Here is a 15,367-nt window from a genome sequence, read left to right on the forward strand (position 1 = left end):
TTCTCTCTGATTCAGAGATGGGACTGGATGAGCCCCATCACCTTGGTTATCTCGGCGGCATCGAGCTGGCCATCTTTGGCAAACAGCACCTTGCCCTCTTTATCCAGCAGTATGATGGCCGAACTTTCCGGGGTGAGCGCCCAGGCGTTGCGGGCCATCCCCTTGGCATCCAGCACCATGGCGGACCAGGGGAACTCCTTCTTGCTGTCCTCGGCACTGCTCTTCACGAAACCGGACGTGCCCCAGATGGCGTCATTGCTGTTGATGATGGTGACGGTCTGGTACTTGTCGTGGGGCAGCTTGGCCGCCTTGATCGCCTCGATCATGGGGGCATTGAGCTCCTTGGCGCTGGAGCGACCCGCAATGTGCTGGATCAGGAAGACCTTGCCGGTCAGGACCTTGCTCTGCCAGGGCTGATAGCTGATCTCCTTCTCCTTGAGCACCAGCTCCCCCTTGTCGCTGATGTTGACCAGCGGCACCTGGGTTGATTCCTTGATGTTGTGGGCCATGACCAGGGTTGGCAGCAGCGCCAGAGTAAGCACGAGATGTTTCATCCGGATGACACTCCTTTGTGATGTTATAACGATTTTTGGGTCGAGGGAATGGGACCCTGAACATCCTAAACTGATCGGATCTGTTTAAAAAGTGTTAAATAATGCAGGGTGCGACGGTGATCTTGTCAACATGGGCGCCATCCCCCAATGATGGCGGCAAGGATGGCATGTCATCCATCAAAAGCAAGTGATGGTCAGAAGAGGCTAGTAGAGCGGTTCGCTGATCAAGGGAATCTGGGCCATGGTCATCTGCTGGGCCAGCAGGGGAGAACCGGTGAGCAGCACGTGGCGCTGATTGCCGATCACCAGGGTGTCTCCCTCAAGGCCGCTGTCGGCCGTGATGGCGAGCCAGGCCGGCGAGACGCTGCCGATGCTGATGTTCGGATAGATGATGCTGAGACTGTACTGGGGCGCCAGCTCCGCCAGCAGACTGGCCATGAGCAGCGCCTTCTCGTCGCTGTCGGCCTTGTTGTCCTGCAGGGCCTGCAAGGGCGGAGCGAAGTGGTCCATCTGCTCGGGCGGGGTGGGGATGCCGCTCAGCCACTCCTGCAGCAGGGTGACGCTGGTGGCGAGATCCTTGGCCGAAAACTGCTGTGCCAGGGGTTTGAGGTCTCCCTTGAACTGATAGAACAGCTGGGAGTAGTTGGGGCGCACACAGGGCAGCTTCTGGTTGGCCGGGTGCACGCAGGGCTGGACCCGCATCTCGTAGAAGGCGTCCTCCTGATATTGCCGGTAGGCCTGCCAGAACTGGGCGGATTCGAGGCTGCTGTCGTGCAGGGTAAAGGCCTGTTCCAGGTTGCGGAACTTGGTGGCCGTCTCCGGGCTGTGCTGGTTGATCTGGTTGATGCTGTTGTAGAGGCGCGGACTGATGTAGGAGTAGAGTGTTTCCAGCGGGAAGTTGAGGGCGGTGTCGAGCTGTGTCATCTCGTGACGGCTGGCTGAAAAGGTGCGCTCATCCGCCGTCAATTGCAGGTGCTTTTGCTGACCATCCGCAGATTGCCACTGCCAGCTCAGGTTGATCTCGTTGGCCTGCGCCATGGTGCCGAAGAGCAGACTGCACAGAAAGCCTTGTGCCAGTTTCATGGTGCGCCTCCGCCTGGGTTGATAATAAACAACTAGGTGAGTGACCGGCATTTGGATTGGTCTGGTGACAGATATATTGGTAATTATCTGATCTGACTTTAAATTTAATTCAGGAAATAAGTCATGGGGGAAATCATCATGAAGCTTGTTTCACGGTTTCTGCTGATATTGGTGGCCACGCCGGCGCTGGCGGGGCAGGTCATCGTCAATCAGGGATTGTCCAGCGCGGATACCTTCGCCCTGCGGGATCAACTGGCCCGGGAGCATGAATGGCAGGAGTGGCTGCGCTTCCAGCAGGCCATCAAGTGGCTGGAGGTGCTGCCGGTCAACTGCGATCTGGTGGGAGGTGCCGGTCAGGAATATCGCTGCGGTGATGACTATTACCGCCCCTATCGGCAAAACGGGCGCGACCTCTATATCCAGGGGGATCCCCCCGGAGCGTCCCCGCAACGACCAATAAAAAAGGCGCCATAAGGCGCCTTTTTTGCGAGGAATACGCTTATTTTGCAGCGTAACGCTCGGCAGAGGTCTTGATTTCGGCTTCGGCAGCGACCTTGTCGCCCCAACCTTCCACCTTGACCCACTTGCCCGCCTCCAGCTCTTTGTAGCGCTCGAAGAAGTGCTGGATCTGGGCTTTCAGCAGCTCGGGCAGATCGTTCACATCCTGGATGTGATCGTACTGCTTGGTCAGCTTGGAGTGGGGAACGGCCACGATCTTGGCGTCTTCGCCAGATTCGTCGGTCATCTTCAGCACACCGACCGGGCGGCAGCGGATGACGGAGCCGGCCAGCAGCGGGTAGGGAGTCGGAACCAGCACGTCGACCGGATCCCCGTCCAGGGACAGAGTGGCGTTCACGTAACCGTAGTTGCACGGGTAGAACATCGGGGTGGACATGAAACGGTCAACGAAGATGGCGCCGCTGTCCTTGTCGACTTCGTATTTGATCGGGTCGGCGTTCTGCGGGATTTCGATGATGACGTAGATGTCGTCAGGCAGGCTCTTGCCGGCCGGTACCAGGTTCAGGCTCATGACGTTTCCTTTGAGTGTTGGAGTCAAGTTTGCAGGCCGACATTATAGCGATGTCCCGTCAAATGACCATATTTCAAGGGCCGGGTGGCGTGCTGGAGGGTGGCTTTTACCCGCGCTTGCCCGATTTCTGTCGTCTGCGGGCGCCGATGCCTTCGCTCCCCATGGGCGCGGCTTGTGCCACCGGGTCAACAGACCCTAGAATGCGCACTCCCTTTACTGGAAAAGGCAGCGGTATGCACATTCACATTCTCGGGATCTGCGGCACCTTCATGGGTGGTCTGGCGGTGTTGGCAAAACAGCTTGGCTATCGGGTGACCGGCTCCGACGCCAACGTCTATCCCCCCATGAGCACCCAGCTCGAGCAACAGGGCATCGAACTGACCGAAGGCTACGACCCCTCCCAGCTCGATCCGGCGCCGGATCTGGTGGTGATCGGCAATGCCATGAGCCGTGGCAACCCCTGTGTGGAATATGTGCTGGACCGCAATCTGCCCTATATCTCCGGCCCCCAGTGGCTGCTGGAGCACGTGCTGAAAGATCGCTGGGTGCTGGCCGTCGCGGGCACCCATGGCAAGACCACCACCGCCAGCATGCTGGCCTGGGTGCTGGAGTATGCCAAGCTGGAACCCGGTTTCCTCATCGGCGGCGTGCCGGGCAACTTCCCGGTTTCCGCCCGTCTCGGCTCGGCTCCCTTCTTTGTGATTGAAGCGGACGAATATGATTGCGCCTTCTTCGACAAGCGATCCAAGTTTGTCCACTATCACCCGCGCACCCTGGTGATGAACAACCTGGAGTTCGACCACGCGGACATCTTCCCGGATCTCGCCGCCATCCAGCGCCAGTTCCACCACCTGATGCGCACCGTGCCGAGCAACGGCCGGGTGCTCTTCCCCAAAGGCGATGACAACCTTACCGCCGTGCGCGAGATGGGCTGCTGGAGCGAGGTGGAGCTGGTTGGTCAGGACGACGCCAAGTGGAAGGCGGTCAAGCTGGCGGACGACGGCTCCGCCTTCGAGGTGTGGCTGGATGGGGTCAAGCAGGGGGAGGTGCACTGGGAGTGCATCGGAGAGCACAACGTCAACAACGGTCTGATGGCCATCGCCGCCGCCCGTCATGCCGGTGTCATGGTGGAGCACGGGATCAACGCCCTCTGCCAGTTCAAGTCCCCCAAGCGGCGCATGGAGCTGAAAGGGGAAGTGGCCGGCATCAGCGTCTATGACGACTTCGCCCACCACCCCACCGCCATCGAGACCACCCTGGGTGGACTGCGCGCCAAGGTGGGCAAGGCCCGCATCCTGGCAGTGCTGGAGCCCCGCTCCAACACCATGAAGCTCGGGGTTCACAAGGAGGAGCTGGCCGGTTGCTTCGACGGTGCCGACGAGGTGTTCTTCTTCCAGCCCCCCAACATCGGCTGGGATCTGGGGGAGGTGACGGCCCACATGACCCGGCCTGCCCGGGTATTCGAGGCCCTTGATGCCCTGATTGGCGCCCTGGTGGCCGAGAGCCGCCCAGGGGATCATATTCTGATCATGAGCAACGGCGGGTTCGGCGGCATTCACGACAAGCTGATCGCCCGCCTCAAGGAGCTGCAGAGCGCATCATGAACAAGGCCATCACCCTGGCGCTGACCGGCGCCTCCGGCGCCCCCTATGCCCTGCGCCTGCTGGAATGCCTGGTGCAGGCGGACTATCGGGTCTTCCTGCTCGCCTCCTCGGCGGCCAGGGTTGTGCTCAAGACCGAGCAGCAGCAGGATTGGCCGGGCTCTCCCAGGGAGCTGTCGGCGTACCTCTGTCGCCAATATGGTGCCAAAGAGGGTCAGATCGTCGCCTGCGGCAAGGAGGAGTGGTTCTCGCCGGTGGCTTCCGGCTCGGCGGCCCCCAAACAGATGGTGGTCTGCCCCTGCTCCATGGGCACCGTCTCGGCCATTGCCAACGGCACCTCGGACAACCTGCTGGAGCGCGCGGCGGACGTGGTGATCAAGGAGCGGGGCCAGCTGATTCTGGTGCCCCGGGAGAGCCCCTTCTCGGCGATCCATCTGGAGAACATGCTCAAGCTTGCCCGTCTTGGCGTGACCATCATGCCGGCGGCGCCAGGGTTCTACCATGAACCCAAAAGCATCGAAGATCTGGTGGACTTCATGGTCGCCCGCATCCTCGACCACTTGGGTGTCGAGCATGAGTTGACCAGTCGCTGGGGTTATGCAAACCACTGATACGGCGGGGAGCGGACAAAAAAGCGGCGCCGGGCTGNCGCCGCTTTGTCAACATCTGCACGAGTCAGCTGGCCTGGATGGGGGCCGTCACGTACTTGAACAGGAAATCCGTCACCTCTTCCCGGCTCGGACGCTGCGGCTGATTGATCATCTGCATCATCACATAGCCAAAACCGGTCAGGGAGCGGGCCAGATCCTGCGCCGACAGCACGCTCTGAATCTCGCCGTTGTCGATGGCCCGTTGCAGGTGGGGGGCAATGCGCTCCAGCGCCTTGTCCAGCAGCCGGGTGTAGCGAGGCCACACTTCTTCCCGCACCGAGGAGCTCCACTCCAGCCAGATGCTGGCGTGATCGGGCTTGTCATAGGCGGCGTCAACGAACAGCTTCACGTGGCGGTGAATGCTCTCCCTGGCGGAGCCCTGACCGTTGTAGGCCTGTTCGAGGATCTGCTGTACGAAGGCTTCGATTTCTGTCAGCACTTCGTCGACCAGATCTTCACGAGTATTGAAATAGTTAAAAACGGTCGCAACCGAGACCTTTGCCTGTTCGGCTATCTCGGCATGCCCCGCACGGCCGATGCCGCGACGGGAAAATACCTCGACGGCACACTCCATCAATTGATCACGGCGAGCCTCCGGCGAAAGCCGGGTTCGACGTCTTATTTCTGCGCGTGGTTCCATAGTTTTTTCATCTAATAGTTATTGATTATGGTGTTTATAGTATTGTCACCGATAATGCCCGAAGGCTTGCTAACTCTATCAATTAAAATAAGCCGATAAAAGCATCACGTATGCCTGACGCCCACTGGTTGGAGTGGTAGAATCCTCGGTTTTGACGTTAATGAACGGCCAATAACCCTTTGGTCTTTATTGGAGTATGTGATGAAACACATTGTCGAGGTGATGATCCCCGAGGCCGAGGTTGCAGCCCGGATCGCCACGCTGGGTGAAGAGATTACCGCCCGTTACCAGGGCTCCGAGGAAGTGGTCATGATCGGCCTGTTGCGCGGCTCCTGCGTCTTCCTGGCTGATCTCTGCCGTCAGTGCCAGTTGCCCATCACCCTGGACTTTATGACTGCCTCCAGCTATGGCTCCGGCATGCACAGCACCCGTGACGTGCGCATCCTCAAGGATCTGGATGACGACATCAAAGGCAAGGACGTGGTGATCGTCGAGGACATCATCGACACCGGTTACACCCTCAACAAGGTGCGCGAGATCCTCTCCCTGCGCGAGCCGAAATCCCTGGCCATCTGCACCCTGCTGGACAAACCGTCCCGCCGCGAGGTTCAGGTGCCGGTGGACTGGCTTGGCTTCTCCATCCCGGACGAGTTCGTGGTGGGCTGTGGCATTGACTACGCCCAGAAGTACCGTAACCTGCCTTTCATTGGCAAGGTGGTACCGCAAGAGTAAGCCGGGTCCGAAGTAGCAAGGCAGGCTGGCCGGCCCGCCATCGACTGTCTTCAGGCGGCGTCACAGCCGCCTTTTCTGTCTCGAGATGGGCTCATCCATCACAGGGGTTGCAATGAACGCATTGGAAATCAGCGGTCTGAAGAAGACCTATCAGGGGGGCGTCGAAGCCCTCAAGGGCATCGATCTCACCGTCAAACAGGGGGATTTCTTCGCCCTGCTCGGTCCCAACGGGGCGGGCAAATCCACCACCATCGGCGTGATCAGCTCACTGGTCAACAAGAGTGCCGGCAAGGTGAAGGTATTCGGTCATGACATCGATACCGATCTGGAGCTGGCCAAGTCCCAGCTCGGCCTGGTGCCCCAGGAGTTCAACTTCAGCCAGTTCGAGAAGGTGAGCCAGATAGTGACTCACCAGGCCGGTTTCTATGGAGTGCCGCGGGCCGAGGCCAAGGTGCGCGCCGAGAAGTACCTGCGCCAGCTCGATCTGTGGGACAAGCGCGACATGGCGGCCCGCACTCTCTCCGGTGGCATGAAGCGCCGGTTGATGATTGCCCGCGCCCTGATGCATGAGCCCAAGCTGCTGATCCTGGATGAGCCGACCGCCGGGGTGGACATCGAGATCCGCCGTTCCATGTGGAGTTTCCTCAAGGATCTCAACGAGCAGGGGGTGACCATCATCCTGACCACCCACTACCTGGAAGAGGCCGAGATGCTGTGCCGCAACATCGGCATCATCGACAAGGGCCGTCTCATCGAGAACACCAGCATGAAGAGCCTGCTCGGCAAGCTGGGTCGCGAGACCTTCCTGCTGGATCTGGTGCCGGGTTCCACCGTACCGGCCTTGCCCGAGTTCAACGGCCGGATGCAGGATGAGAACACCCTGGAAGTGGAGCTGGAGAAGAGCCAGTCCCTCAACAGCCTGTTCGAGCAGCTCTCCGCCCAGGGGGTGAAGGTGCTCAGCATGCGCAACAAGGCGAACCGGCTGGAAGAGCTGTTCGTCAATCTGGTAGAGGAGGGTCGCAAAGCATGAACCCCATGACCTATTACATCGCCTTCAAGAGCATTCTGGCCAAGGAAGTGAGCCGCTTCACCCGGATCTGGATCCAGACCCTGGTGCCGCCCGCCATCACCATGAGCCTCTACTTCGTCATCTTCGGCAACCTCATCGGCTCGCGCATCGGTGACATGGGTGGCTTCAGCTACATGGAGTTCATCGTGCCCGGCCTCATCATGATGTCGGTCATCACCAACTCCTACTCCAACGTCGCCTCCTCCTTCTACAGCGCCAAGTTCCAGCGCAACGTGGAGGAGCTGCTGGTGGCGCCGGTGCCCAACTACATCATCATCGCGGGGTATGTGGGCGGTGGTGTGGCGCGCGGCCTCTGTGTCGGCCTCATCGTCACCCTGGTGTCGCTGTTCTTCGTGCCGCTGCAGATCCATCACCTGTTCAGCGTCTGCGTGACCGTGCTGCTCACCTCCATCCTCTTCTCCCTGGGGGGACTCATCAACGCGGTGTTCGCGAAGTCGTTCGATGACATCAGCATCATCCCGACCTTCATCCTGACTCCCCTGACCTATCTGGGGGGCGTCTTCTACTCCATCACCCTGCTGCCGCCGTTCTGGCAGGGGGTTTCCCAGGTGAACCCCATCATCTACATGGTGAACGCGTTCCGCTACGGCTTCCTCGGGATCTCCGACGTGCCCCTCGGCACCGCCTATCTCATCATCATCGGCTTCATCCTGGTGCTCTACGGGATGGCCTGGTGGCTCATCTCCCGCGGCACCGGTCTGCGCCACTGAGGCGCACACCCGCCAGCAAAAAGGCGCCCTCGGGCGCCTTTTTATTTGCACGTTTCGGCCTCAGAGGGCCGGGGCATCGTAGTCCGCGGGCTCGTCGCTGTAGACGCAGACGTTCCACTTGGCCGCGAGGCCATCATCCGCGAGGCAGTAGCGCTCGAAGAAGGCCTTGATACCGGCGCGCTGGCAGTGGGCCTCGAAGCTCGCCATGTCGCGCCAGATCTCGTTGAAGACGATGGGGAAGCTCTCCCCCTCGGCAAAGGGGCTCTGGATGTGGCGGGTGACGATGTACTGCAGGCAGCCATCTTCACGCAGGGTGTCGGGTTCGAGCCCTTGCAGGACGCGGAACAGGGCCTGCTCCTGGCCCGGCTTGGGTTGGAACTGGGCGATGCAGTAAACCTTCTTGGACATCGTGGTCTCCTTGCCGTGTCTCAACCCCTCAGGGCGACGACCCGGTTGTCGATGAGGCGGGCCTTGCCCAGATAGGCGGCCATCAGGATCACCAGGCGCTGGCTCTCGGCGCTGGCGGATTCCAGGGTGTCGGCATCGACGATGTCGATGGCATCCGTCCTGAATCCCGCGTTGTCGAGGCGCTGGCTGGCCTGGGCAACCAGGGAGGGGAGGTGACTGTTCCCCGCTTCAATCTGCCCGGCAATCCAGTTCATGGTGCGCGCGAGCTCGGGGGCGATGGCCCGTTCGGCAGCGGTCAGATAGCCGTTGCGCGAAGAGAGGGCCAGCCCGTCTTCGGCCCGCACGGTCGGCACGCCCACGATCTCGATGGGCATGGCCATGTCGGCCACCATCTTGCGAATGAGCGCGAGCTGCTGGTAATCCTTCTCGCCAAAGCAGGCCACGTTCGGCTGTACCAGATTGAACAGCTTGGTGACCACGGTGCTGACCCCGCGAAAATGTCCCGGACGCAGTGCCCCTTCCAGCAGGCTGGAGATGCCGGGCACCTCGACGAAGGTCTGGCTGGCGAGCCCCTGGGGATACATGATCTCCGGCGTCGGGGTGAAGACCAGGTCCACACCGGCGTCCTCCAGGGCGGCGCAATCCTGCTCCAGGGTGCGGGGGTAGTTGGCGAGATCCTCGGCCTTGTCGAACTGCAAGGGGTTCACAAAGATGCTGACCACCACCTTGTCGCCATGGCGGCGGGCCTCCTCGACCAGGGTGAGATGACCCTGATGCAGATTGCCCATGGTGGGCACGAATGCGATGGCGCGGCCTTCGCGATGCCATTGACCGATCTGCTCGCGCAGCGCGGCGGGATTGTTCACAACCAACATCGTCAGTTCACCTTCAGATGAATCAATAAAAGAGGGGGTCGTCAGGGGGAGGGCGAGACGGGGGCACAGGCCCCCGCGCTCATGACGACAGAAAGTCAGTTGAAGCAGTGCTCGGGGCCGGGGAAGGTCCCCTCGCTCACCTGCTGCACGTAGAGACGAATGGCGGCACGCATGTCACCGGTCTCGGCCAGGAAGTTCTTGGTGAACTTGGGCACATAACCCGAGGTGATGCCGAAGGCATCGTGCATCACCAGGATCTGGCCGTCGGTGGCAGGGCCGGCACCGATGCCGATCACCGGAATGCGCAGCGCCTTGGTGATGCGCTCTGCCAGAGAGACGGGCACGCACTCGAGCACCAGCAACTGGATGCCGGCCGCTTGCAGCTCCAGTGCCTGGCGGTAGATCTCCTGGGCGTGGAATTCGTCGCGCCCCTGCACCTTGAAGCCGCCAAACACGTGGACGGATTGCGGGGTCAGGCCGAGATGGCCGCACACCGGCACCCCATTACGGGTCAGGTGGCGGATGGAGTCGCACAGCCAGTCCCCCCCTTCCATCTTCACCATGCGGGCACCGGCCGCCATCAGGCGCGCCGCGTTCTGGTAGGTCTGCTCTGGGGTGGCGTAGCTCATGAACGGCATGTCGGTCACCACCAGGGCATTGGTGGTACCGCGCACCACGCAGCGGGTGTGATAGACCATCTCGTCCATGCTGACCGCCAGGGTGTCGTCTCCGCCCTGCAATACCATGCCGAGGGAGTCGCCGATGAGCAGCACCTGGGCGCCCTCGTCGTCGAACAGCTTGGCGAAGGTGGCGTCATAGGCGGTGATGGCGGTGATTTTCTGTCCGTCCTGCTTCATCTTCTGCAGGTGGGTAATGGTGATCTTGCTCATTACGTTGTTCCTACTCTTCTCTACTCGCCTGCTGCACCAGTCAGGATCGCGAGTCCATTGCGCGGGCAGCGGGCAACCAGTTCGGTGAGCGGGGTGCCGCAGGGCAGCACCAGGGAGGGGGCTATCTCGGCAAGGGGCAGCAGGACGAACTCCCGCTCCTTCATGCCATAGTGAGGCACCGTCAGGCGCTCATGTCGGATGACTTCGTCACCGTACAGCAGCAGATCGAGATCCAGGGTACGAGGGCCCCAGCGCTCATCCTTGCGCACTCGCCCCTGTGCCTGCTCGATGCGCTGCAGTTCGTCCAGCAGCGCCAGGGGGCTGAGGCGGGTGGCAAGGTGCGCCACGGCATTGACGTAGTCCGGCTGATCCGCAGGGCCCATGGGGCGGCTGCCGTAAAGGTGGGAGGTCTGCAGCAGCTCGGACTCGGGCAGGGTTGCCAGCGCGGCGATGGCGCGACGAGCCTGGCCGAGGGGGTCGGCCAGGTTGGAGCCGATGGCGACGAAGACCTCGATCATCGGCGGATCCTTACTCTGCAGACTTCGGCTTGCGGCGACGGGGGCGACGGCGGTTGCGGCCATTGCCGCTGCGCTTCTCGCCATCACCGCTGCGGGAGTCGGCGCGCTCGCCGCTCGCCGGGCGGCGGGTCGCCTCCCGTTGCAGTTGCGGGCGCACATCCGGGTTGGAGGCCACATAGCGCTCCCACCAGCTCGCCAGCTCGCCGAGGCCGCGCTCGACCCGGTTGCGCAGCAACAGGAAGTCGAAGGCCGCACGGAATTTCGGGTGTTCCATGGCGCGCTCGGGGTGCTTGCCCTGGCGGCGGGTCAGGCGCTGTTGCAGGGCCCAGATGTCGCGCACGTCCGTGGTGAAGCGGCGCGGCACGGCGATGATCCGCACCTGGTTGTCCAGCACCTCGTTGATGGCCAGCATGAAGGCATCGTACCAGGGCAGGCCGCTCTCGTTTTCCAGCACGCGGCCGCGGGCCTCGACGGCACCCCACAGCAGGGTGGCGTAGAGGAAGGCGGGGGTGACGCGCTTCTCTTCACGGACCCGGGCATCGGTGTCCATCAGCGCCTGCTCGATGAACTGCTCGTAGGGCGAGTTGCCGTGGGGCGTGAACAGGGCGGCTACCTGGGGGAACAGCGGCTGGAACAGCCCGTATTCCCGCAGCAGCTTGTAGGTGGCCAGCCCATCCCCCGCCAGGAACAGCTTGAGGGTCTCCTCGAACAGGCGGGCGGCCGGGATGTCCTGCAGCAGCGGGGCCAGCTCCCGGATGGGCGCGGCGGTGCGCGGGCTGATGGTCATGTCGAGCTTGGCGGCGAAGCGCACGGCGCGCAGCATCCGCACCGGATCTTCCCGGTAGCGGGTCTCGGGGTCGCCAATCAGCTCCAGTCTGCGCGCGGCCAGGTCTTCCAGCCCACCCTCGAAATCGTGCAGGGTGAAATCCTTGGCGCTGTAGTAGAGGGCGTTGACGGTAAAGTCGCGACGCTCGGCATCCTCTTCGATGGTGCCGTAGACGTTGTCCCGCAGCAGCATGCCTTCATCGGACTGGGCCGACACATGCTTGCTGGTATTGACCTGATGGTGGTGACCCCGGAAGGTGGCCACTTCGATCACGTCACGACCAAAGACGATGTGGGCCAGGCGGAAACGGCGGCCAATCAGGCGGCAGTTGCTGAACAGTGCCTTGATCTGCTCCGGCGTTGCGTCAGTGGCGATGTCGAAATCCTTGGGGGTCTTCCCGAGCAGCAGGTCACGGACGCCGCCGCCGACCAGGTAGGCCTCATAGCCCCCCTTGTTCAGGCGATAGAGCACCTTGAGGGCATTCTCGCTGATCTCTTTGCGCGAAATCGGGTGCTGGTCACGGCTCAAGGTACGGCGCTGTCCGGCGACACGTGCCGGAATGGGGGACTCCACCGACTGCTCGCCGTCTTCCTTGCCGAGCACTTTGCGGCAAAAGTTTGCGATCTGGGAAAAAATGGTACACCTCGTTATGACTTCAAATTGACGGGAGGCCAAAAAAATAGCGGCCTATCATAGCTCAGCCCCAACCAAATGAGAAACGGTGTGGCCTGCTTCCCCTTGATTGGTCCTTTTGGGGCAAGAAATGCAGCCGGGGCTAGCTTTGCCCTTGCGGGATCTTCTGCTGGCGGGGCACCCGGACCAGCTGCCAGTGGGCGATGCCCCAGCCTATGATCTCGTCGATCCGACTCGCCATCAGCTCGGGCGGCGGGCACTGACCGAGAAAGTGCAGCGCCTGCCACAGGGCCGGTCGTACCTCGTCCTGCGACAGCGCCGGCGCATGGTTCTGCTTGGAGAGCTTGTTGCCATCCGCTTGCACCGCCAGCGGCAAGTGCACCCAGGCGGGCACCTCTGCCCCCAGGGTCTGGTAGAGGGCAATCTGGCGCACAGTGGGCTCCAGCAGATCGGCGCCGCGGACGATCTCGGTGATGCCGCTGTCCATGTCATCTACGACCACCGCCAGGTTGTAGGCGTAGAGCCCGTCCCGGCGGCGCACGATGAAGTCCTCCTCCGCCAGCGCCGCGGGGACGGTGATCTCTCCCTGAAGCGCATCCTCGAACCGATAGACCGGGTGGTGCTGGCGCAAACGGGCGGCACACCCCTCGGCGGTCAGCCCCAGGGTGCGGCAATGACCGTTGTAGAACCCCCCTGCGGCCATGATTTCGCGTCGGGTACAGTAGCACCAGTAGAGATCCCCGGCCCGATAGAGCTGATCGATGATCTCGTCATAGCGGCCATGGCGCGCGCTCTGGAACATCACCTCCCCATCCCAGCCAAGACCGTGTGCCTCCAGGGTGGTGAGGATAAGGTCAGCCGCTCCCGGCATCTCCCGCGGGGGGTCGATGTCTTCGATGCGCACCAGCCAGCGTCCCTGCTGCGCCCTGGCCTGCAAGAAGCTGCCAAGGGCGGCGACCAGGGAGCCGAAGTGGAGCGGGCCGGACGGTGAGGGGGCGAAGCGGCCCACATAGGGGCGTCGGGAGGGGGATGTCATGACCATGGCAATTCGGGTAGGCGATGCATTGAGGCTGCATTCTGGGACGGCCCGGCCAAAAGCTCAATAAAAAAGGGAGCCTGGGCTCCCTTTTCGTTTCTGTGGATGGGCGGCATCAGCCAGCCATCTGTTTTTCCTTGATCTCGGCCAGCGTCTTGCAGTCCACGCAGAGGTCTGCGGTCGGACGGGCTTCCAGACGGCGGATGCCGATCTCGATGCCGCAATGCTCGCAGTAACCGAAGTCATCTTCTTCGAGCAGCAGCAAGGTTTTCTCGATCTTCTTGATCAGCTTGCGTTCACGGTCGCGGGTGCGCAGTTCGAGAGCAAACTCTTCTTCTTGCGCGGCGCGATCCACGGGATCCGGGAAGTTGGCAGCCTCATCCTTCATGTGGTCGACGGTGCGGTCAACTTCCTGCATCAGTTGGTTGCGCCAGGCTCCCAGGATCTTGCGAAAATGTACCTTCTGTTGGTCATTCATGTACTCCTCACCGGCTTTCATCTGGTAAGGCTCTACACCCGCAATGGCCAGGGGGCCCAGAGATTTCCTGTTTTCGCCTGTTGGCATGCCCTGTCTCCTAATTCAGCACGCTACCCGTGCCATCCATAAATTGAGGGCGACATCTATAGCAGAAGGGTCAACGGGAGGCAAACAAGCCTTATCAATAATGTTACCCACTTCTGCATTTATTCTCTGCCCTCGGGTAGCATATGGTCAGATTCAAATGGGATAAAATCCTGAGCCACCATGCCCTGCACCCCAACATGGGGGCGATAGCATAAAATTTCAACCCCTGCCGCCATCGCCTGTTCAACAAGCTGACTATAGTGCGGATCGATATGGGCTGCAGGGCGCATTCTCGCGATGCCGGAGTGCAATACCATGAACAGCAGCACGGCCCGGTGCCCTGCCGCCTTCATGGCCATCAATTCACGCAAGTGCTTGGCGCCGCGGGTGGTGACCGCATCGGGGAAGTACCCCATGCCGGGTTGCTCCCGCTCGTCGAGCAGGGTGACGGATTTCACCTCGATGTAACAATCCGGTCTGTGGTCATCTTCCAGCAGCAGGTCGATGCGGCTGTTCTCTTCCCCGTATTTCACTTCGGTGCGCAGTCTGGCATAGCCTGCCAGGGGAGCGAGAGCGCCCTGTTCGATGAGCTCTCGGGCGATCTGGTTGGCACGGGCCGTGTTGACGCAGATGAAGTGACCCGCCGGGCTCTCGGCGATTTCCCAACTGTTTGGCAGCTTGCGCTTGGGGTTGTCGGATGTGGAGTACCAGACCCGGGTGCCCGGCAGGGCGCAGCCGGTCATGGCACCGGTATTGGCGCAGTGGATGGTGAGCACCTCGCCGTTGTCGAGCGCGACATCCGTCAGGAAGCGCTTGTAGCGGGAGATCAGCTGCCCGGACTGCAGGGGGGGATCGAAGATCATGGGGTGAGCTCCTCGCGGTGCGGGTTTTTGACGCGGGCCCGCAGGGGCCAGCAGGCGAGCGGTTCGTAGTGGACGCCGTCCGGCGTGCTGACGGATTGATAGAGGCAGAAGCGATCGGCCCTGAGCAGAAAATCCGGCGCAGGCAGCTCGCCGGGGGCCTCGCCCGCCTTGCGCGACAGGGTGACGTGGGGGCGATAGCCCTGCTCGCCGTTGCCCAGCCCGAGTTTTTCACCGTGGCGGCGCAGTGCCCTCGCGAGCACGGTCAGCTCGTTCGGCCACTCACCGGGTCCCACCCAGGCGGCTTTGGCGCGCTGAAACCAGCCGGTCTGATCCAGATGGACGCTGAAAGGGGGGCAGTGCTGTCGCTCGGCGGCCGCGATCAGGCGAGCCTGGGTCGTTTCGTCGGCCTCCCCGAGAAAGGCCAGGGTCAGGTGCAGGTTGCTCTCGGGCACCGGTTGGCCGGGCCAGGGGCGCTGGTCTCGCCAGGTCGCAAGCTCGGGGGCAAGCTCTGGCAGGGGCAGGGCAAAGAAGAGTTTGGGCATGCGGCGTGTTGGTCCTCGTGATGGGCATCGGATAAGGGCCATTCTATGGCAGCCGCTCCCGGGATGTCTTGCCGTGTTGCACCTGACGCTTCCTGCCCCTGCCCGGCAGGGGCGCTTACGA

The 15,367-nt window shown here is 61.9% G+C and carries 19 protein-coding genes; 6 read left to right on the forward strand and 13 right to left on the reverse strand.

Annotated elements, in window-relative coordinates; all coding sequences use genetic code 11:
- Window positions 1-11 precede the first annotated feature (11 nt).
- Both AB5Y93_RS20940 and AB5Y93_RS20945 read right to left on the reverse strand, forming a co-directional pair.
- Complete coding sequence (locus AB5Y93_RS20940; protein WP_010675585.1) at window positions 12-554, reverse strand: YtfJ family protein; 543 nt, start codon at window positions 552-554, stop codon at window positions 12-14.
- A gap of 204 nt (window positions 555-758) precedes the next feature.
- A complete protein-coding gene (locus tag AB5Y93_RS20945) occupies window positions 759-1,637 on the reverse strand; it encodes a hypothetical protein (protein ID WP_010675584.1) in 879 nt (292 codons plus the stop codon).
- A 123-nt stretch (window positions 1,638-1,760) separates the two neighbouring features.
- On the opposite strand from AB5Y93_RS20945, the gene AB5Y93_RS20950 reads away from it, so the two are divergent.
- Window positions 1,761-2,111, forward strand: a complete 351-nt coding sequence (locus AB5Y93_RS20950; RefSeq protein ID WP_010675583.1) for a hypothetical protein — start codon at window positions 1,761-1,763, stop codon at window positions 2,109-2,111.
- Window positions 2,112-2,136: 25 nt separating this feature from the next.
- On the opposite strand, the gene ppa is transcribed toward AB5Y93_RS20950, so the two are convergent.
- A complete protein-coding gene (gene ppa, locus AB5Y93_RS20955; protein WP_042656625.1) occupies window positions 2,137-2,667 on the reverse strand; it encodes an inorganic diphosphatase in 531 nt (176 codons plus the stop codon).
- A gap of 233 nt (window positions 2,668-2,900) precedes the next feature.
- On the opposite strand from ppa, the gene mpl reads away from it, so the two are divergent.
- Together mpl and AB5Y93_RS20965 are read left to right on the forward strand one after the other, a co-directional pair.
- The gene (mpl, locus tag AB5Y93_RS20960) at window positions 2,901-4,271 is read left to right on the forward strand and encodes a UDP-N-acetylmuramate:L-alanyl-gamma-D-glutamyl-meso-diaminopimelate ligase (RefSeq protein ID WP_039040843.1); all 1,371 of its coding nucleotides are present in this window, start codon (window positions 2,901-2,903) and stop codon (window positions 4,269-4,271) included.
- Complete coding sequence (locus AB5Y93_RS20965; protein ID WP_042016310.1) at window positions 4,268-4,879, forward strand: flavin prenyltransferase UbiX; 612 nt, start codon at window positions 4,268-4,270, stop codon at window positions 4,877-4,879. Before mpl ends, AB5Y93_RS20965 begins: the two co-directional genes overlap by 4 nt.
- Window positions 4,880-4,943: 64 nt before the next feature.
- Here AB5Y93_RS20965 and AB5Y93_RS20970 read toward each other — a convergent pair whose 3' ends face one another.
- Window positions 4,944-5,558, reverse strand: a complete 615-nt coding sequence (locus tag AB5Y93_RS20970) for a TetR/AcrR family transcriptional regulator (RefSeq protein WP_029314803.1) — start codon at window positions 5,556-5,558, stop codon at window positions 4,944-4,946.
- A gap of 201 nt (window positions 5,559-5,759) precedes the next feature.
- Between AB5Y93_RS20970 and hpt the strand changes: the two genes are divergently transcribed.
- From hpt to AB5Y93_RS20985, 3 genes are all read left to right on the forward strand, one after another.
- Window positions 5,760-6,290: a hypoxanthine phosphoribosyltransferase gene (hpt, locus tag AB5Y93_RS20975; RefSeq protein ID WP_010675579.1), complete on the forward strand. Its 531-nt coding sequence runs from the start codon at window positions 5,760-5,762 to the stop codon at window positions 6,288-6,290.
- Window positions 6,291-6,402: 112 nt separating this feature from the next.
- Entirely contained in the window at window positions 6,403-7,320 is a 918-nt protein-coding gene (locus AB5Y93_RS20980) for an ABC transporter ATP-binding protein (protein ID WP_039040845.1), read from the forward strand.
- Entirely contained in the window at window positions 7,317-8,090 is a 774-nt protein-coding gene (locus tag AB5Y93_RS20985; RefSeq protein ID WP_010675577.1) for an ABC transporter permease, read from the forward strand. Before AB5Y93_RS20980 ends, AB5Y93_RS20985 begins: the two co-directional genes overlap by 4 nt.
- Before the next feature lie 60 nt (window positions 8,091-8,150).
- On the opposite strand, the gene AB5Y93_RS20990 is transcribed toward AB5Y93_RS20985, so the two are convergent.
- From AB5Y93_RS20990 to thpR, 9 genes are all read right to left on the reverse strand, one after another.
- Window positions 8,151-8,498 carry a putative quinol monooxygenase gene (locus AB5Y93_RS20990; protein ID WP_010675576.1) on the reverse strand — a complete coding sequence of 116 codons (348 nt, stop codon included), beginning with the start codon at window positions 8,496-8,498 and terminating at the stop codon, window positions 8,151-8,153.
- Window positions 8,499-8,518: 20 nt separating this feature from the next.
- Window positions 8,519-9,373 carry a pantoate--beta-alanine ligase gene (gene panC, locus AB5Y93_RS20995; protein ID WP_319907602.1) on the reverse strand — a complete coding sequence of 285 codons (855 nt, stop codon included), beginning with the start codon at window positions 9,371-9,373 and terminating at the stop codon, window positions 8,519-8,521.
- A gap of 95 nt (window positions 9,374-9,468) precedes the next feature.
- Window positions 9,469-10,263 carry a 3-methyl-2-oxobutanoate hydroxymethyltransferase gene (gene panB / locus AB5Y93_RS21000; RefSeq protein ID WP_042864977.1) on the reverse strand — a complete coding sequence of 265 codons (795 nt, stop codon included), beginning with the start codon at window positions 10,261-10,263 and terminating at the stop codon, window positions 9,469-9,471.
- Between the two features lie 20 nt (window positions 10,264-10,283).
- Complete coding sequence (gene folK / locus AB5Y93_RS21005) at window positions 10,284-10,781, reverse strand: 2-amino-4-hydroxy-6-hydroxymethyldihydropteridine diphosphokinase (protein ID WP_221436562.1); 498 nt, start codon at window positions 10,779-10,781, stop codon at window positions 10,284-10,286.
- Between the two features lie 10 nt (window positions 10,782-10,791).
- Window positions 10,792-12,282, reverse strand: a complete 1,491-nt coding sequence (gene pcnB, locus AB5Y93_RS21010; protein ID WP_041211098.1) for a polynucleotide adenylyltransferase PcnB — start codon at window positions 12,280-12,282, stop codon at window positions 10,792-10,794.
- Between the two features lie 100 nt (window positions 12,283-12,382).
- Window positions 12,383-13,282: a tRNA glutamyl-Q(34) synthetase GluQRS gene (gene gluQRS / locus AB5Y93_RS21015; RefSeq protein WP_368230385.1), complete on the reverse strand. Its 900-nt coding sequence runs from the start codon at window positions 13,280-13,282 to the stop codon at window positions 12,383-12,385.
- Window positions 13,283-13,391: 109 nt separating this feature from the next.
- Window positions 13,392-13,841, reverse strand: coding sequence for an RNA polymerase-binding protein DksA (dksA, locus tag AB5Y93_RS21020; protein WP_029314801.1), 450 nt, complete (start codon window positions 13,839-13,841; stop codon window positions 13,392-13,394).
- A gap of 119 nt (window positions 13,842-13,960) precedes the next feature.
- Window positions 13,961-14,704 carry a DNA/RNA nuclease SfsA gene (gene sfsA, locus AB5Y93_RS21025; RefSeq protein WP_368230387.1) on the reverse strand — a complete coding sequence of 248 codons (744 nt, stop codon included), beginning with the start codon at window positions 14,702-14,704 and terminating at the stop codon, window positions 13,961-13,963.
- On the reverse strand, window positions 14,701-15,246 hold the full coding sequence (gene thpR / locus AB5Y93_RS21030) for an RNA 2',3'-cyclic phosphodiesterase (protein WP_039040852.1): 546 nt from the start codon (window positions 15,244-15,246) through the stop codon (window positions 14,701-14,703). Before thpR ends, sfsA begins: the two co-directional genes overlap by 4 nt.
- Between the last annotated feature and the right edge of the window lie 121 nt (window positions 15,247-15,367).

Source organism: Aeromonas sp. R10-1 (assembly GCF_040908465.1).
GTDB lineage: Bacteria > Pseudomonadota > Gammaproteobacteria > Enterobacterales > Aeromonadaceae > Aeromonas > Aeromonas caviae.

Coding starts and splice junctions, on each gene's coding strand:
- AB5Y93_RS20940 (WP_010675585.1), bottom strand. CDS start 554: ATGAAACATCTCGTGCTTACTCTGGCGCTGCTGCCAACCCTGGTCATG.
- AB5Y93_RS20945 (WP_010675584.1), bottom strand. CDS start 1,637: ATGAAACTGGCACAAGGCTTTCTGTGCAGTCTGCTCTTCGGCACCATG.
- AB5Y93_RS20950 (WP_010675583.1), top strand. CDS start 1,761: ATGGGGGAAATCATCATGAAGCTTGTTTCACGGTTTCTGCTGATATTG.
- ppa (WP_042656625.1), bottom strand. CDS start 2,667: ATGAGCCTGAACCTGGTACCGGCCGGCAAGAGCCTGCCTGACGACATC.
- mpl (WP_039040843.1), top strand. CDS start 2,901: ATGCACATTCACATTCTCGGGATCTGCGGCACCTTCATGGGTGGTCTG.
- AB5Y93_RS20965 (WP_042016310.1), top strand. CDS start 4,268: ATGAACAAGGCCATCACCCTGGCGCTGACCGGCGCCTCCGGCGCCCCC.
- AB5Y93_RS20970 (WP_029314803.1), bottom strand. CDS start 5,558: ATGGAACCACGCGCAGAAATAAGACGTCGAACCCGGCTTTCGCCGGAG.
- hpt (WP_010675579.1), top strand. CDS start 5,760: ATGAAACACATTGTCGAGGTGATGATCCCCGAGGCCGAGGTTGCAGCC.
- AB5Y93_RS20980 (WP_039040845.1), top strand. CDS start 6,403: ATGAACGCATTGGAAATCAGCGGTCTGAAGAAGACCTATCAGGGGGGC.
- AB5Y93_RS20985 (WP_010675577.1), top strand. CDS start 7,317: ATGAACCCCATGACCTATTACATCGCCTTCAAGAGCATTCTGGCCAAG.
- AB5Y93_RS20990 (WP_010675576.1), bottom strand. CDS start 8,498: ATGTCCAAGAAGGTTTACTGCATCGCCCAGTTCCAACCCAAGCCGGGC.
- panC (WP_319907602.1), bottom strand. CDS start 9,373: ATGTTGGTTGTGAACAATCCCGCCGCGCTGCGCGAGCAGATCGGTCAA.
- panB (WP_042864977.1), bottom strand. CDS start 10,263: ATGAGCAAGATCACCATTACCCACCTGCAGAAGATGAAGCAGGACGGA.
- folK (WP_221436562.1), bottom strand. CDS start 10,781: ATGATCGAGGTCTTCGTCGCCATCGGCTCCAACCTGGCCGACCCCCTC.
- gluQRS (WP_368230385.1), bottom strand. CDS start 13,282: ATGGTCATGACATCCCCCTCCCGACGCCCCTATGTGGGCCGCTTCGCC.
- dksA (WP_029314801.1), bottom strand. CDS start 13,841: ATGCCAACAGGCGAAAACAGGAAATCTCTGGGCCCCCTGGCCATTGCG.
- sfsA (WP_368230387.1), bottom strand. CDS start 14,704: ATGATCTTCGATCCCCCCCTGCAGTCCGGGCAGCTGATCTCCCGCTAC.
- thpR (WP_039040852.1), bottom strand. CDS start 15,246: ATGCCCAAACTCTTCTTTGCCCTGCCCCTGCCAGAGCTTGCCCCCGAG.